Here is a 15,930-nt window from a genome sequence, read left to right as displayed (position 1 = left end):
TCGCCGTCCTGCGGTCCCGCGCATCCAGGAGCATGGCGGGTTGCCATTAGGCCAAAGTGAGAAACCGTTGTCGAGCGTTGTCGCACGATTCTGTTTTCGAAGATCAGACATCGTTCGAGCGACGGTATTGGCATAATATGCCATCCCCCTATATCATGCCTGTTGAATTGGAGCTGATACCGCGATGCCGACCCGCAATGTTGTCCTGACGGAACACCTCGAAGAGGTGATCGATCGGCTGGTGAAAACCGGGCGTTATCAGAACGCCAGCGAGGTATTGCGTGACGGCTTGCGGCTGATCGAGCAGCGCGAGGCGAGGGAGTCGGCAAAGCTGGCTGCGCTCAGGGAGGCAGCCAGCATCGGTTTCCACGACATCGAGCAAGGCCGTTTCGAGGATATTGCTGGAGACAGTCTCGAAAAATTTATGAATGGCCTGGGGCGGCAGGCAAGCTTACGCGCGAAAAAACCAGGCTTGTAACGCCATGGTCCTGTACCGGCTTTCAGCAGCCGCGAAGGAAGACATCGTTCAAAACTCGCCTACACGGAAGTCAATTTCGGCGAGATCGCGCGTGTCCGTTACGAAGGGTTGCTGATTGCGGCGCTGCGCGACATTGCTGCCGATCCCGAACGGGTGGGCAGCATCGCCCGCGCGGACCTGGGAAGCAATATCCGCAGCTATCACTTGCGCTATAGTCGGGATCGAGCATGGACCGAACACGGCATTGTTCTGCGACCACGCCATTTCCTGCTCTACCGGATGACGCTTGAGGTCATCGGAATTGGCCGCGTTCTCCACGACGCGATGGAACTCCGGCGCCATCTGCCGGAGAGCTACGGCGACGATTGACGGCAGTCCGGATTTCAGACGGATGGCGATTTCGGGAAAGGCCAAGTGCTTGTTTTTTCTGGTCGGAGTGGCAGGATTTGAACCTGCGACCCCCTCGTCCCGAACGAGGTGCGCTACCAGACTGCGCTACACTCCGTGACCAGACCGCGGGCTTATAGCTGCCACGTTCCGATCCTGCAAGCGGCAATGGCAGTCCTTCTGTCGCATTTCCTTTCTTTCGCGGAGCTTGCCCGAGTGGCATAGGATTTGGCTGTCGGGTAAAGGTGGGCTTAAAGGCTTTTGTCGTAAGTCCGACCCATGGGAGCCGGACTTTTGACAGGGTCGTTCATGAGCCAGCGCATCGTCAGTTTCGTCATGAGCGGCGGCGTCGGGTCGCGGCTGTGGCCGCTATCGCGCGAGGACAACCCCAAGCAGTTCCACGACTTCTCCGGCGATGGCTCGATGCTGGCCAAGACCGTGCGCCGGCTGGCGGCGCGCACGCAAGGCGAGACGCCGATTTTCCTGATCGCCTCGGAGCGTCACGCCGACCGCGTCCATGCCGACCTTGCCGGCATCGATCTGGCCGGCGGCGGACCGCTGTTCGAGCCGACGGGCCGTAACACGGCCGCCGCCGTGGCGCTGGCCAGCCTGCGCACGCTCTCCGACTATGGCGACGAATTGGTTCTGGTGGTGCCGTCCGATCATGAGATCTCGACGGCCGCTCAGTTCTGGCAGAGCATCGAGGCGGGCGCGGCCGCGGCAAATACCGGGCGGCTCGTGGTGTTCGGCCTGAAACCGACCCAGCCCGAGACCGGCTACGGCTATATCGAGGTCGGGACCGGCAGGGACGGCGTCTTCGACGTCTCGCGCTTCGTCGAGAAGCCCGATCTTGCCACCGCGCAGGCCTATGTCGACGCCGGCAGCTTCTACTGGAACACCGGCATCTTCCTGTTTCGCGCCGGCGCAATGCGCGACGCCTTCGCGGCCCATGAACCGAAAATCTGGCAGGCGACGGAGGCCGCCTACGAGGCTGCGACCAGCGATCTGTCCGGCCTCTATATGCCGCTGGACCTTTATTCCGCGATCCCGTCGACCTCGATCGACTACGCCATCATGGAGCAGGCGAAAGATATTGCCATGGTGCCCGCCGGCTTCCGCTGGAACGATCTCGGCTCCTGGCAGTCGCTGCTCGATGTCGGCCCGTCCGACAAGGGCGGCAACGTCATCGTTGGAGACGTCGTCGCCATCGATTGCGAGAATTCCTATATCCGCAGCGAGGGTCGGCTGCTGTCGGCCATCGGCATGAAGGACGTGGCGATCGTCTCCACGGCCGATGCGACGTTCGTCGCGCCGGTCAGCCACAGCCAGCACGTCAAGAAGATCGTCGAGCAACTGGAGAAATCCGGCCGGCTCGAAACAAGGTTCACGCCAGCGCATGACCGCGTCATCGAGAGCGGCGCCTGGCGGCGGCGCGTGCGCCACTGGCTGTTCGAGGAGACGCTGCCGCTATGGTCGACGCTCGGCGTCGACGAACGCCATGGCGGCTTCCACGAGGCGCTGGGCTTCGACGCCGCGCCGCTGATGAAACCCAAGCGCATGCGCACCCAGGCGCGTCAGGTCTATGCTTTCGCGGTCGCCAAGGAGCGCGGCTGGGAGGGCCCGGCCGACCGGCTGATCGCGCACGGCATCGGCTTCATGGCGGGGCAGGGCCGCACCGATCGCGGCGGCTGGGTGCGCACGCTCAACATCGACGGCTCAGTCGCCGATCCGGTCGAGGATGCCTACGACCATTCCTGCGTGCTTCTGGCGCTCGCCCACGCCCATATGTCGGGCCATCCCGACGCGTTGCGGCTCGCAGAGGAGACATTCGCCTTCCTCGACGCGCATCTGGAGGATGCCCGCCTGACCGGCTTTCTGGAAACCTCCGACGGCGCGGAGGAACGGCGCTCCAATCCGCACATGCATCTGCTCGAGGCCTTCCTCGCCTGGCACAAGGCGACGGGCGAGCGCGCCTATCTGCGCCGCGCGGCACGCATCATCGATCTTTTCCGCAGCCATTTCTTCGATGCCGAAAGCTGGACACTGGGTGAATATTTCGACGACGGCTGGAAGCCGGCGGCGGGCGAGAAGCGGAGCTGGACCGAGCCTGGCCATCACTTCGAATGGGCCTCGCTGCTGGTCGATTTCGCCGCTCGCAGCGGCCAGGGCGAACTCACCGCTTTTGCGCGCAAGCTCTATGCCTCGGCCGTTGCCAACGGCCTCAACCGCGCCACCGGCCTCGCCTATGGCGCCGTCTCGCGCCAGGGACTGCCGCTCGACACGGTCTCGCGAAGCTGGCCGCAGGCCGAGGCGATCAAAGCGGCAATCGCGCTGGACGGCTCGGGCGGACCGGACCTCAAGCCCGAGATCGAGGCGCGCGTCGGCCGCCTGTTCCGCTGGCACATAGATCCGGCGCCGCTCGGCCTGTGGATCGACCGCATCGACGAGCGTGGCCGTTCGCTGGCGACCGACGTGCCGGCCAGCATCTTCTACCACCTAGTCTGTGCGCTGACGCAGTATCTGGATGGAACGGCGGAGAAGTCTCAGTAGGGCGCTGCCACGTCCCCCGTCTCGACATAAACCGCCTTCAGCTGCGAATAATGCGACAGCGCGGCCAGCGAATTCTCGCGGCCGATCCCGGACTGCTTGATGCCGCCGAAAGGCATTTCCACCGGCGTGAGGTTGTAGGCGTTTATCCAGCAGGTGCCAGCCTGCAATTCGGCGATGACGCGATGCGCGCGCGGCAGGTCGCGCGTGAACACGCCCGCCGCCAGCCCGAATTCGGTATCGTTGGCGCGCTCGATCACCTCGTCCTCGCTGTCGAATTTGAGCACGCTCATCACCGGTCCGAAAATCTCCTCGCGCGCGAGCCGCATGGTGTCAGCGACATTGGTGAACACCGTAGGCTCGATGAAAAAACCGCCTTCGAAACCCTGCAGTGACGGCAAATTGCCGCCGCAGGCTAGGCTGGCGCCATCCTGCTTGCCGGCTTCGATATAGGAAACGACCTTGTCCTGCTGCGCCTTGTTGACCAGCGGACCCATCTGCGTTTCCGGATCGAGCGGATCGCCGATGCGGATTTTCTTGGTGCGCTCGACAAGCCGCTCGACGAAGCGGTCGTGCAGGCCTTTCTGCACGAAGACGCGCGTGCCGTTCGAGCAGATCTGGCCGGTGGAATAAAAGTTGCCGAGCATGGCGCCGCCGATGGCGTTCTCGAGATCGGCGTCGTCGAAGATGATCAGCGGCGACTTGCCGCCGAGCTCCATCGTCGCGTGCTTCATTTTCGAGCCGGCAAGCGACAGCACCTTGCGGCCGGTCGGCACCGAGCCGGTCACCGAAACTTTTGCCACGACATCATGGCCGACGAGACCTGCGCCGACATCGCCATAACCCTGCACGACGTTGAACAATCCGTCGGGCAGCCCCGCTTCGCTGTATATTTCGGCCAGCGCCAGAGCCGAAAGCGGCGTGTTCTCCGACGGCTTGAACACCATGGCATTGCCCATGGCCAAAGCCGGCGCCGACTTCCAGCCGGCAATCTGGATGGGATAGTTCCAGGCGCCGATGCCGACGCAAACGCCGAGCGGCTCGCGTCGCGTGTAGGCGAAGGGTCCGCCGAGATCGATCATCTCGCCATTGAAGGCGGCGACCGCTCCGGCGAAATATTCCAGGCAGTCGGCTGCCGAAGGGGCGTCGGCCACCAGCGTCTCTTGGAGAGCCTTGCCGGTGTCCAGCGTCTCGATGCGGGCCAGATCGGCATTGCGTGCGCGCAGGATGTCAGCTGCGCGGCGCAGGATGCGGCCGCGTTCGACAGGCTTCAACCGTGCCCAGGCCGGCTGCGCGGCCCGGGCGGCTTCGATGGCGAGCTCCAGAACGTTCGGCGTCGCTGAATGCAGCGTTGCGATGGTCTCGCCCGTCGCCGGATAGATCACCGGCAGCGGCGCACCGCCTTCGTCCTCGATGTAGCGGCCGTTGACGTAGTGCGATGCCGTCGGTTGGGCGCGCATGGCTTTCTCCAGAACTGTTGGCCGATCGGGCGGTCTGCCCGACAATGCCCTATCGGTCCGCCACCTGCCAGCGCGGATTGATCCACGGTTCCTGGTTGGATGGCGCCAGCGGCGTTCGGCCAAGGATGTGGTCGGACGCCTTCTCGCCGGTCATGATCGAGGGCGCGTTGAGGTTGCCGTTGGTCACCCGCGGGAAGATCGAGGAGTCGGCGACGCGCAGCCCCTCGACGCCGATCACCCGGCATTCCGGATCGACGACACTGGTCAGGTCGTCGGCGCGGCCCATCCTGCAGGTGCCGCAAGGATGGTAGGCGCTCTCGGCATGGTCGCGGATGAAGGCGTCGAGCTCGTCGTCCGACTGCACATGGCTGCCCGGTGAAATCTCTTTGCCGCGAAAGCCATCGAAGGCTTTCTGGCCGAAAATCTCGCGCGTAAGCCGGATGCAGTGGCGGAACTCGCTCCAGTCGTCCGGATGCGACATATAGTTGAAGCGGATCACCGGCTTGGCCTTCGGATCGGGCGAGCGCAAGCTCACCGAGCCGCGGGACTTCGAGCGCATCGGGCCGACATGCGCCTGGAAGCCGTGCGACTTCGCCGCCGACTTCCCGTCATAGCGCACGGCCGCCGGGATGAAGTGGTACTGGATATCGGGGTAGTCGACGCCAGCCTGCGAACGCACGAAGGCTGCCGCCTCGAAATGATTGGTGGCGCCAAGGCCGGTCTTGAAGAACAGCCATTGCGCGCCGATCAGCGCCTTGGAGAAGGGATTGAGCACCGAGTTCAGCGTGATCGGCTTGGTCGATTCCTGCTGGATATAAAGCTCCAGGTGGTCCTGCAGATTGGCGCCGACGCCCGGCCGGTCGGCAACCACCTGGATGCCGTTTTCCTGGAGATGCGCACCCGGGCCGATGCCTGACAGCATCAGGATCTTCGGCGAATTGATCGACGACGCCGCGACGATCACCTCACGCCGCGCCTTAACGACCTGAATCTTTTTGTCAGCTTCGATCTCGACGCCGATCGCGCGTTGATTCTCGATCACCACGCGCCGGGCGAAACCCTTGAGCAGCCTGACATTTCCGCGTCTGAGAGCCGGCTTGAGATAGGCGTTCGCCGCCGACCAGCGGCGGCCGCCCAGAATGGTCTGTTCCATCGGCCCGAAACCTTCCTGCTTGGAGCCGTTATAGTCGTCGGTGAGTTCGAACCCGGCCTGGCGGCCTGCCTCGACAAAGGCGCCGTAGAGCGGATTTTTCCGCGTGCCGCGCTGCACATGCAGTGGTCCGCCTTTGCCCCGCCAGCCGTCCTCGCCGCCGTCGCAGTCCTCCATGCGCTTGAAATAGGGAAGCACGTCGGCGAACGCCCAGCCTGCGGCGCCCTGTTCGGCCCAGTGGTCGAAGTCATGCGCATGTCCGCGCACATAGACCATGCCGTTGATCGAGGACGAGCCGCCGAGCACCTTGCCGCGTGGGGTGGCAAGCACGCGCCCGCCGAGATGCGGCTCCGGCTCGCTGGCGAAACCCCAGTCGTAAAGGCTCATATTGAGCGGGATCGACAGCGCGGACGGCATCTGGATCAGCGGCCCCATATCGGTGCCGCCATACTCAATGACGATCACCGAGTGCTTGCCGTCTTCCGACAGCCGGTAGGCCATGGCCGAGCCGGCTGAGCCGGAGCCGATGATGACGAAATCCGCTTCAAACATTGTTCATGTGCGCCATAAAGTCGGCGAGCGAGACATTGCCGCCGGTTGCAACCACAAGGACGGTCTTGTCCTTCACATCCACCTTGCCGCCGAGCAGCGCCGCGAGCGATGCCGCGCCCGAAGGTTCGAGCACCAGCTTCATCCGCTCGAACGCGATCTTCATCGCCCGCCGCACCGAGGCGTCGTCGACGGTGACACCGCGCACCCCGGCAGCGCTCACCGCCGCGAAGGGCGCGTCGCCGGGCTTGCGCGCCATCAGCCCGTCGCAGATCGATTTCGGCCCGATCGGCATGGTCTCGATCGCGCCATGCGCCAGCGACGAGCCCATGCCGTTGAAACCTTCCGGCTCGACGGCGATGATCTCGGTCTTGGGCGACAGATAGTGGAAGGCCAGCGAAACACCGCCGATCAGTCCGCCGCCGCCGACCGAGCAGAACACCAGATCGGCCTGCGCCTTCTTCATTGTCAGCTGATCGAGCGCTTCAAGTCCCGCGCCGGCCTGGCCGGCGACGATCTCAGGATCGTCGAAGGGATGCAGCAAGGTGAGGTGCTCGCTCTCGGCGATCTCGCGCGCCTTTGCGGCCGCAACTTCCTCGCGGGCCCGATCGCCATGGTCGGTCAGCACCACGCGCGCGCCATAGCCGGCGGTCGCGTCGCGCTTGGTGGCGGGCGCGTCGATCGGCATGACGATGGTGACGGGAATGCCCAGCGCCTGGCCGGCCGCCGCCAGCCCTTGCGCGAAATTGCCGGAGGAATAGGCGACGACCCCCTTTTTCGCTTCATCCGGCGAAAGCCGGTTCAACCGCCAATAGGCGCCGCGCACCTTGAAGGAGCCGGCCCATTGCAGCGACTCCGGCTTGACGAAGATCCGCGCTGCACCTGTCTCTTTTGCGAGCGCCGCCGACTCCAGCAGCGGCGTCACCTGCGTGGCCGTCGAGGTGACGGCATAGGCCTGTTTCAGATGGTCGAGGGTGGGAACGAGAACGTCAGCCATTATTCGCCTCTCGGATAGCGTTTGCTCTCTTCGAGATTGTCGAGGTTCATGTGATTGCGCATGTAGCGTTCCGACGCCTTCTGCAGCGGCTGGAAATCCCACGGGTAGTAGGCGCCGTTGCGCAGCGCCGGATAGACGACCCAGCGGCGCGCCTGGCTTTCGCGCACGGCGGCGTCGAAGGCGGCCATGTCCCAGCGGGCCCTGACCTTGTCCATGAACGCCGCCACCAGGGCTGCGTTCGCCGGATCGTCGGCGAGGTTGTCACGCTCGAGCGGATCGGTATCGAGATCGAACAGTTGCGGCGCGTCGAGCTCGCAATGGATGAATTTGTATTTGCCCTCGCGCATCGCGACCAGCGGCGCGTAGGAGCCTTCGGCCGCATACTCCATCAGCACCGGCCCGCTTCGCGCCTTGCCGTCGAGCAGCGGCAGCAGCGACTGACCGTCGGTCCACGGTTCGATCGCGGCGATGTCTATGCCGGCGAGGTCGCAGAGCGTCGGCGTCACGTCGAGATTGGAAACCGGTGCCTCGATCAGCCCGGCCGGAACGTCCTTGCCGGCAATCATCAGCGGCACGCGGGCAGATCCCTCGAAGAAGCTCATTTTGAACCACAGGCCGCGTTCGCCCAGCATGTCGCCGTGGTCCGAGCAGAACAGGACGATGGTGTCGTCGAGCATGCGGGTACGCTTGAGGACGTCCAGAATCTCGCCCAGCTTGTCGTCGACATAGGAAATGTTGGCGAAATAGCCGCGCCGCGAGCGGCGCACCTGTTCCGGCGTGATCTCGAAGGCCTGATAGTCGCTGGCCCGGTAGAGCCGTTGCGAATGCGTGTCCTGCTCGTCATGCGGTATGAACGGCGTTTCAGGATCGAGCGCCTGGCAGTTCTCGTAGAGATCCCAATACTGCTTGCGCGCCACATAGGGGTCGTGCGGATGCGACAGCGAAACGGTAAGGCACCAGGGGCGGTGACCCGCATCGTCCTGCTCGCGCGACAGCTGATAGAGCTTTTGCGTGGCCAGGAACACGACCTCGTCGTCATATTCCATTTGGTTGGTGATCTCGGCGACGCCGGCGCCGGTGACCGAACCCAGATTGTGATACCACCAGTCGATGCGCTCGCCGGGCTTGCGATAGTCCGGCGTCCAGCCGAAATCGGCGGGATAGATGTCGGTGGTCAGCCGCTCCTCGAAACCGTGCAACTGGTCAGGCCCGACGAAGTGCATCTTGCCGGACAGGCAGGTATAATAGCCGGCGGCGCGCAGATGATGGGCGAAGGTCGGAATGGAAGACGTGAACTCGGCGGCGTTGTCATAGACCCCGGTGCGCGACGGCAACTGCCCGCTCATGAACGAAGCGCGGCCAGGCGCGCAGAGCGGCGAGGCGGTGTAATTGTTGGCGAAGCGCGCCGAGCGCGCGGCAAGCGCCTTCAGGTGCGGGGCATGCAGGAAGTCCGCCGGGCCGTCTGGAAAGAACGTGCCGTTGAGCTGATCGACCATGACGATCAGGAAATTGGGTCGCCGGGTGGTCAAGGCAGGCTCCGTCCGTTGAGCTTGGTTTCGAGATAGTCTTCCACGAGCGCAATCGCGGTCTGCGCGTCGGGCACGCCGTCCTTCAGCGCGCGGCGGATGTAGAGCCCGTCTATCAGGGCCGCGGTCGCTTCCGCCACGCGGTCGGCCTCGGTCCGAGGCAGGATGCCGGTCAGCCCGCTCATCAGGTTCGAATGGAGCCGCCGCGCATAGATGCGCAGCAGCCGCCGCAGTTCAGTCGATTTCTGCGCCTCGACATAGAAGGCGAGCCAGGCGGCGATGATCTGTGGCTGAAACTGATCGTCAGAAAAGCTGACGGCGACGACGGCCGAGACGCGCTGGCGCGGCGTGGCGGCAATGCCGAACGCGCGCCGTGTGTCGGTGTTGAGTTCGGCCAGGATGTGCCGCATCGTCGCGAAGAGCAGCTCGTCCTTGGCGCCGAAATAATGATGCGCCAGCGCCGACGATACCCCGGCGCGGCCGGCGATCTCCGACATCGTCACGTCCAACGACCCGCGCTCGCCGATCGCCGAGATCGTCGCGTCGATCAGCGCCTTGCGGCGCACTGGCTCCATTCCGATTTTCGGCATTTTGGAATCCGGTTCTGCGGTTAGATTATTTTTTATTGACGGATCAATCAATAAAAAATCGAGTGGGATCAACCTTTCATTTCGATCTGGTCCATGCCTGGGGCTGGAAAACGGTTCACTATTGAACAATATTGAATCACGTGCCGCGCGCGATCGTGGTAGGCTGCGGCGCAAATGGAGGCTGCCATGACCGCATGCATCGTCGGCTGGGCGCATTCGCGCTTCGGCAAGCTCGAAGGCGAGACGCTGGAGGGCCTGATCACCAAGGTCGCCGTCGAAGCGCTCGACCACGCCGGCATCGGTCCGGACGATGTCGACGAGATCGTGCTTGGCCATTTCAACGCCGGCTTCTCGCCGCAGGATTTCACCGCGAGCCTCGTGCTCCAGGCCGATGACCGGCTGCGCTTCAAGCCGGCGACGCGCGTCGAGAACGCCTGCGCCACCGGCTCGGCCGCTGTCCGTCAAGGCATCCGCGCCATCGACGCCAACGCCGCTCGCATCGTGCTGGTGGTCGGCGCCGAGCAGATGACGACTACGCCCGGACCCGAGATCGGCAAGAACCTGCTCAAGGCCTCCTACCTGCCGGAAGATGGCGACACGCCGGCTGGCTTCGCCGGCGTCTTCGGCAAGATCGCGCAGGCCTATTTCCAGCGCTATGGCGACCAATCGGACGCGCTTGCCATGATCGCCGCCAAGAACCACAAGAATGGCGTCGACAATCCCTACGCCCAGATGCGCAAGGATTTCGGCTACGAGTTCTGCCGCCAGGAAAGCGAGAAGAACCCGTTCGTCGCCGGTCCGCTGAAGCGCACCGATTGCTCGCTGGTCTCCGACGGCGCCGCGGCGCTCGTTCTCACCGACACGGCGACGGCGCTGAAGATGCGCCGCGCCGTAACTTTCCGCGCCAACGAACATGTGCAGGACTTCCTGCCGATGTCGAAGCGCGACATCCTCTCCTTCGAGGGTTGCGAGCGCGCCTGGGAGCAGGCGCTGAAGAAGGCTGGCGTCACGCTCGACGACCTCTCCTTCGTCGAGACGCATGACTGCTTCACCATTGCCGAGCTGATCGAATACGAAGCGATGGGGCTCGCCAAGCCAGGCGAGGGCGCCAGGCTGGCGCTGGATGGCACGACCGCAAAGGACGGTCGGCTGCCGGTCAACCCGTCCGGCGGCCTGAAGGCCAAGGGCCACCCGATCGGCGCTACCGGTGTCTCGATGCATGTGCTGACAGCCATGCAGCTCACCGGCGAAGCCGGCGGCATCCAGGTGCCGGGCGCAAAACTCGGCGGCATCTTCAACATGGGTGGCGCGGCGGTCGCCAACTACGTTTCCATCCTCGACCGGATCAGGTAGAAGCGGCCCGCGTCAAAGCGGCGCCGCTGGGCGCGCGTGCGGGAGGCAATATGACAAATCCGGTTCTGGTCGAAGTCACGCGCGGCGCTGTGGTCGAAAGCGCCCACCGCGGCGCGGTTTCCATCTTCGACGCCGACGGCAAGCCCGTCTGGGAGATCGGCGATACGGACCGCCCGGTGTTCCCGCGCTCGGCGGTGAAAGCAATCCAGGCATTGCCGCTGATCGAATCGGGTGCCGCCGATGCCTACGGCTTCGGCAACCGCGAGCTGGCGCTGGCCTGCGCCTCGCATTCGGGCGAGCCGGCCCATGTCGAATTGGCCAACGCGATGCTCGCCAGGGCAGGCCTCGACAGGACGGCGCTGGAATGCGGTGCGCACTGGCCCTCGAACCACGACGCCACCATTGCGCTCGCTCGCGCCGGCAACATGCCCAACGCTTTGCACAACAACTGCTCCGGCAAGCATTCCGGCTTCCTGTGCACCTGCGTGCATGCCGGCATTTCCCACGCCGGCTATGTCAAAGCCGGCCACGCTTTGCAGGAGATGGTCCGCGACGCCATGCAGTCCGTGACGGGAGCGGCGCATGACGTCGACCATTGCGGCATCGACGGCTGCTCGATCCCGACCTACGCCGTGCCGTTGAAGAATTTTGCTCAGGGCTTTGCCCGCATGGCGACGGGCAGCGGCTTTGCGCCCGAGCGCGCCAAGGCGGCGAAGCGGCTGCTTTCGGCCTGCATGGCCGAGCCGTTCCTGGTCGCGGGCACCGGCAGGGCCGACGTCGCGCTGATGCAGGCAGCACCCGGTCGCATCTTCGTCAAGACCGGCGCCGAAGGCGTCTATTGCGCGGCATTGCCCGAACTTGGCCTCGGCATTGCCTTGAAATGCGATGATGGCGCAGGCAGGGGAGCCGAAGTGATGATCGCCGCAGTACTGGCGAAGTTGCTCCGCGACGATGAGGCGGTTGCGGCAAAGCTCACCGAGCTTGCCGATCCTCCGGTCGAAAGCCGCGTCGGCGCCAAGGTCGGCTTGCTGCGGCCGACGGCGGCGCTCAGCTAGCTGTCTTCAGCGACAGCACCAAAGTCATCCGATTCTTTGGCGAAGCCTGAAAGCCATAGCGCTCATAAAACGTCTTGGCTTCATCCGATATGGCATGAACCAGCAGACCGCGAATGCCGAGAATGGCTGCCGCTTGGCCCGTCCGCAGCACCGCGTCCTGCAGCAGAGCAACGCCCAGACCCTTGCCTTGCCAGTTCGCATCGACGGCCAAACGGCCAAGCACAGCCATGGGCACGGGATCGGGCATATTGCGCCGGATCGAACCGGGCGCATCCGCCAGGTCAAGTCCGCCCGATGAAAGGCAGTAGTAACCGACGACGTGCGTACCTTCCGCAACCACATAGGTTCTGGACGCCCCGCTGACTTGATTGGCGCGCGCCCGCCGCCGAAGCCACTGATCCAGGCTGTCGGTCCCGCTTTGAAAAAGGTCGAGCTCGTGCGCATCGGCTAAAAGGGCTGGCGCCGAAAGCATCAGTCCCGCCAAGGCTTGGGCGCATTCATCAGGCGGGCGAATCCCTCGCCGCTCGGCGGCTGGTCGAGGATATCGAGATAGTGCCGATAGCTTTCGGCATCGACCTTGACGAGCGTCTGGTCGAGCAGCGTGTCTTCGGCTGCACGGTAGGCGGCGTCGATCATGAAGTCGGAGCGGGTTTTTCCCCGTATCTTCGCGGCGCGGTCGATCAGGATGCGGATATCCTCGCGGATGCGCAGATTGACGGGCCTAGCGTGGGTGTCCTGGTTTTTGGTGGCCATGGCGATGTATCCTTCCATCGCCGATATAGCATTTTGCATACACAACGTGTATCTAAATCTGAGATTGCCAATTTCATCGCTGGCGACCTGGACGGCGTCGGTTCTACGCAAAACCGAACAGCAGCGAGTTCATGTTTCTGCTAGTCTCCCTTACCACCAATTGATGCTGGGCGCTGGCTATGCTGGAAGCGGACAAGGTGTTTGCCGGGTCAATCCCGGAAAATTACGATCGCCATATGGTGCCGTTGATTTTCGAGGCCTATGCCGCGGAGGCCGCGCAACGGGCGGCATCCTTCTCACCCTTGGCCATTTTGGAAACCGCCGCGGGCACCGGAGCCGTCACCCGCGCCTTGGCGCCGAAACTCTCTCCTGGTGCCAGCTACACCGTAACCGACCTCAACCAGCCGATGCTCGATTATGCGGCTTCGCGCCAGGGGCCTGACAGCCGCATTACCTGGCGCCAGGCGGATGCCCTGAAGCTGCCTTTCGAGGATGCGGCCTTCGACCTCGTCTGTTGTCAGTTCGGCGCCATGTTCTTTCCCGACCGTTCCGCTGCCTATCGCGAGGCAAAGCGGGTGCTGAAGCCCGGCGGACATTTCCTCTTCAGCGTCTGGGATCGCATCGAGGAGAATATATTCGCCGATGACGTGACGAATGCTCTCGCCAGGATATTTCCGCATGATCCGCCGCGCTTCCTGGCGCGCACGCCGCACGGTTACCACGACAAGGCGCTGATCCGCGGCGATCTGGAGGCAGCTGGGTTCCGCGATGTGACGATCGATACCAGGGCCGAGCAGAGCCGCGCATCCTCGCCACGCGTTCCAGCCATCGCCTACTGTCAGGGCACCGTGCTTCGCAATGAGATCGAGGCCAGGGAGGCCGGAAGATTGGAGTCGGCAACTGACTACGCCGAAGCCGCAATAGCCGACAGACATGGTAGCGGCGAAATTGCCGCCAAGATCCAGGCGCATATCATCGTGGCCGTGGCCTAACTCACCTTGTTGCGCTCCACGGTGAGATGCGCGTAGCCCGTATCGGTTGACTGCGTGAGGTCCCCGGTCACTGGATCGGCCCAGCGCTGGCCGACAATGGCGCCGTTTTTCGCGCCGTCGATGACATTGTCGGAGATAACGGCGCTGCCAGAACCTTCGACGACCGAAACGACGATGCCGGTGCCCGCCTTGCGGATGATATTGCCTGTCGCCACGACATTGCGCAGATACGGACCCCAGCCGAGCTGCATGCCATAGAGCGGCGCGTTCTCGACGACGTTGCCGGACACCGTCGTGTCGGCCTCGGCGCTGATGCCGACGCCGAAACCGGGCGGATCGGCGGTGTAGGGGCCGGTGGTCGAGAGGTTGCGCACGATATTGTTCGAGCAGACGGCCATCCGCCCGCCTTCGTTGAAATTGACGATCGAGATGCCGTTGGCGGCGCCGTCGACCAGATTGTTGCTGATGATTGCGCCTTCGAAGGAGAATTCCGAATAGATCCCGGTTTCGCCCGAGCGCGAGCAGGTGTTGCCGGTGATCTGCAAATTGCTTGAGCTGTTGGCGCGGACCGCGGTGAAAGCACAGTCGGAGACGACGTTGCCGGAGATGATGACGTTGCCGGCGCGGAAGGCGTTGATGCCGTTGCCGTTCTGCCCGGTGCCGCCGCTGCGCGCGCCGATCCTCTGGACGCGGTTGCCGCTGACGATGGTGCCGTCTTCCGCAGCCTGCCAGCGATGCACCAGTATGCCGCCATTGGCGCAGTCCGAAATGTTATTGCCCGAAATCTCCAGCCCGTCGGCCTCGACTGAATAGATGCCGGCATCTGCAGCACCCGAAATATCCGAGCGGCCGACGCGACCGACGGCATGCTCGAGCGCCAGCCCGTTCTTGCCGCTGCCAGTCACCTGGCAATTGTCGATGACGAGATGGGCGACACGGCGCAGGTCGAGCAGCCCCTGCGTGTAGTCGGCTAGCCAGCGGTTGGCGCCGTCGAGCACCAGCCCGCTGAGCTCGATATGCTCGGCTTGTTCGGCCATCATCAGATGGCCGTTGCCGCCATAGACGATGCGCGTCGCGCCTGGCACGCCCGACAGGCGCACGCGTGCGGGCAGCTTCAGGTTTGAGACGAGATAGCTGCCCGGCGCCAGGAATACCGGCTGGTCGCGGTCGCTGGCCTCGGCCAGCATCCTGGCAAAAACCTTGCTCTGGTCGTCGACCGCGCCCGGCTGCACGCCGATTTCCGTGGCGTTGATCGAGCCGCGCATCGCGGCCATCTCGATGCCCGGCAGCGACTTGGCCGATGCCTTGCCGGCAAAGACGCCGGCGACGGCGAAGCCGGCGGTCCGGGCAAGCAGCGTTCGTCTGTTCAACATCGGCACAGGTCCTGGCGTTTCGCCCTGTCTGTCGCACGAATCGTGCCAAGGCGGGCTCATCGGCAAACCGCTTGTGCAGTCGCCTCGCCAAGCCTAAGTTCACCGCATGAGCAGAGCTTTCACGCGCGAAGAAGACAGCGAAAACGCCATTGCCGGCGTCGGCGAACGGCCGGTCAGCACGCACCGCAACCTGGTGACGGAGCGCGGCCTGGCGATGATCGAGGACAATCTCGCCGAGCTGCGCGACCTGATGGCCAAGGCTGAAAGGCGCGGCGACCGCGAGCGCCTCGCTGTCGTATCGCGCGACCTGCGGTACTGGACCGCGCGGCGCGAAAGCGCGGAGCTTTCCGTGCCGGAGCCGGGCAGCGACGTGGTGCGATTCGGCATGGGCGTGACGCTGGAAGGCGACGACGGCAAGAAGGTGCATTGGCGCATCGTCGGCGAGGACGAGGCCAATCCGTCGAAGGGCAGCATTTCCCATGTCTCGCCGATGGCCGTGGCTCTGTTCGGCAAGAAGATCGGCGAGGTCGTGACCGTCAACGGCAAGGAATGGGAAATCGTCAAGCTCTCGGACAAGGTCGAGAACTAGCAGCCAAGCCTAATTGCCAGCTGCTGCAATCCAGCTTCGTATTTGTCCACGACATCGCGAGCAGCGTTCATTTGCCGTTTGTAGTTGTCGTGCGGATTGGCCTTAGAATGACGCCGTCGTCGGTTTCGACG

At 64.0% G+C, this 15,930-nt stretch carries 15 protein-coding genes and 1 tRNA gene; 6 read left to right on the top strand and 10 right to left on the bottom strand.

Annotated elements, in window-relative coordinates; translation table 11 throughout:
• The first annotated feature begins 184 nt into the window (after window positions 1-184).
• Window positions 185-478 (top strand): type II toxin-antitoxin system ParD family antitoxin, encoded by a 294-nt coding sequence (locus LB525_RS18685; RefSeq protein WP_140845724.1) that lies wholly within the window; start codon window positions 185-187, stop codon window positions 476-478.
• A 48-nt stretch (window positions 479-526) separates the two neighbouring features.
• On the opposite strand, the gene LB525_RS18680 is transcribed toward LB525_RS18685, so the two are convergent.
• Entirely contained in the window at window positions 527-892 is a 366-nt protein-coding gene (locus LB525_RS18680) for a hypothetical protein (protein ID WP_224545703.1), read from the bottom strand.
• Between the two features lie 14 nt (window positions 893-906).
• Window positions 907-983: transfer RNA gene (locus LB525_RS18675), tRNA-Pro, on the bottom strand.
• A gap of 191 nt (window positions 984-1,174) precedes the next feature.
• On the opposite strand from LB525_RS18675, the gene LB525_RS18670 reads away from it, so the two are divergent.
• Window positions 1,175-3,415: an AGE family epimerase/isomerase gene (locus LB525_RS18670; protein WP_224545702.1), complete on the top strand. Its 2,241-nt coding sequence runs from the start codon at window positions 1,175-1,177 to the stop codon at window positions 3,413-3,415.
• On the opposite strand, the gene betB is transcribed toward LB525_RS18670, so the two are convergent.
• The 5 genes from betB to betI are packed head-to-tail and all read right to left on the bottom strand — an operon-like array spanning window position 3,409 to window position 9,684.
• Window positions 3,409-4,872, bottom strand: a complete 1,464-nt coding sequence (gene betB, locus LB525_RS18665) for a betaine-aldehyde dehydrogenase (RefSeq protein WP_224545701.1) — start codon at window positions 4,870-4,872, stop codon at window positions 3,409-3,411. The genes LB525_RS18670 and betB overlap by 7 nt on opposite strands.
• A gap of 49 nt (window positions 4,873-4,921) precedes the next feature.
• Window positions 4,922-6,574 carry a choline dehydrogenase gene (gene betA, locus LB525_RS18660; protein WP_224545700.1) on the bottom strand — a complete coding sequence of 551 codons (1,653 nt, stop codon included), beginning with the start codon at window positions 6,572-6,574 and terminating at the stop codon, window positions 4,922-4,924.
• Complete coding sequence (locus LB525_RS18655; protein WP_224545699.1) at window positions 6,567-7,568, bottom strand: threonine/serine dehydratase; 1,002 nt, start codon at window positions 7,566-7,568, stop codon at window positions 6,567-6,569. The genes betA and LB525_RS18655 overlap by 8 nt, the downstream gene beginning before the upstream one ends.
• Window positions 7,568-9,097 carry a choline-sulfatase gene (gene betC / locus LB525_RS18650; protein ID WP_224545698.1) on the bottom strand — a complete coding sequence of 510 codons (1,530 nt, stop codon included), beginning with the start codon at window positions 9,095-9,097 and terminating at the stop codon, window positions 7,568-7,570. The genes LB525_RS18655 and betC overlap by 1 nt, the downstream gene beginning before the upstream one ends.
• Complete coding sequence (gene betI, locus LB525_RS18645; RefSeq protein WP_224545697.1) at window positions 9,094-9,684, bottom strand: choline-responsive transcriptional repressor BetI; 591 nt, start codon at window positions 9,682-9,684, stop codon at window positions 9,094-9,096. The genes betC and betI overlap by 4 nt, the downstream gene beginning before the upstream one ends.
• Window positions 9,685-9,870: 186 nt before the next feature.
• On the opposite strand from betI, the gene LB525_RS18640 reads away from it, so the two are divergent.
• Together LB525_RS18640 and LB525_RS18635 are read left to right on the top strand one after the other, a co-directional pair.
• Window positions 9,871-11,037 carry an acetyl-CoA acetyltransferase gene (locus LB525_RS18640; protein ID WP_224545696.1) on the top strand — a complete coding sequence of 389 codons (1,167 nt, stop codon included), beginning with the start codon at window positions 9,871-9,873 and terminating at the stop codon, window positions 11,035-11,037.
• Between the two features lie 50 nt (window positions 11,038-11,087).
• Window positions 11,088-12,092, top strand: a complete 1,005-nt coding sequence (locus tag LB525_RS18635; protein WP_224545695.1) for an asparaginase — start codon at window positions 11,088-11,090, stop codon at window positions 12,090-12,092.
• On the opposite strand, the gene LB525_RS18630 is transcribed toward LB525_RS18635, so the two are convergent.
• Together LB525_RS18630 and LB525_RS18625 are read right to left on the bottom strand one after the other, a co-directional pair.
• Complete coding sequence (locus LB525_RS18630) at window positions 12,085-12,564, bottom strand: GNAT family N-acetyltransferase (RefSeq protein ID WP_224545694.1); 480 nt, start codon at window positions 12,562-12,564, stop codon at window positions 12,085-12,087. The genes LB525_RS18635 and LB525_RS18630 overlap by 8 nt on opposite strands.
• A complete protein-coding gene (locus LB525_RS18625; RefSeq protein WP_224545693.1) occupies window positions 12,564-12,845 on the bottom strand; it encodes a DUF1778 domain-containing protein in 282 nt (93 codons plus the stop codon). Before LB525_RS18625 ends, LB525_RS18630 begins: the two co-directional genes overlap by 1 nt.
• A gap of 179 nt (window positions 12,846-13,024) precedes the next feature.
• Here LB525_RS18625 and LB525_RS18620 point away from each other — a divergent pair, with 179 nt between their 5' ends.
• Window positions 13,025-13,837, top strand: a complete 813-nt coding sequence (locus tag LB525_RS18620) for a class I SAM-dependent methyltransferase (protein ID WP_224545692.1) — start codon at window positions 13,025-13,027, stop codon at window positions 13,835-13,837.
• Here the strand turns inward: LB525_RS18620 and LB525_RS18615 are convergent.
• Entirely contained in the window at window positions 13,834-15,210 is a 1,377-nt protein-coding gene (locus tag LB525_RS18615; RefSeq protein ID WP_224545691.1) for a TIGR03808 family TAT-translocated repetitive protein, read from the bottom strand. The genes LB525_RS18620 and LB525_RS18615 overlap by 4 nt on opposite strands.
• Before the next feature lie 106 nt (window positions 15,211-15,316).
• Here LB525_RS18615 and greA point away from each other — a divergent pair, with 106 nt between their 5' ends.
• Window positions 15,317-15,799, top strand: coding sequence for a transcription elongation factor GreA (gene greA / locus LB525_RS18610; RefSeq protein WP_224545690.1), 483 nt, complete (start codon window positions 15,317-15,319; stop codon window positions 15,797-15,799).
• The last annotated feature ends 131 nt before the right edge of the window (window positions 15,800-15,930 follow it).

It is taken from the genome of Mesorhizobium sp. CA16, assembly GCF_020165175.1.
Taxonomy (GTDB): Bacteria; Pseudomonadota; Alphaproteobacteria; order Rhizobiales; family Rhizobiaceae; genus Mesorhizobium.
The sequence above is the reverse complement of the archived record's forward strand: the minus strand, read 5'-3'. Positions and strand labels throughout refer to the sequence as shown.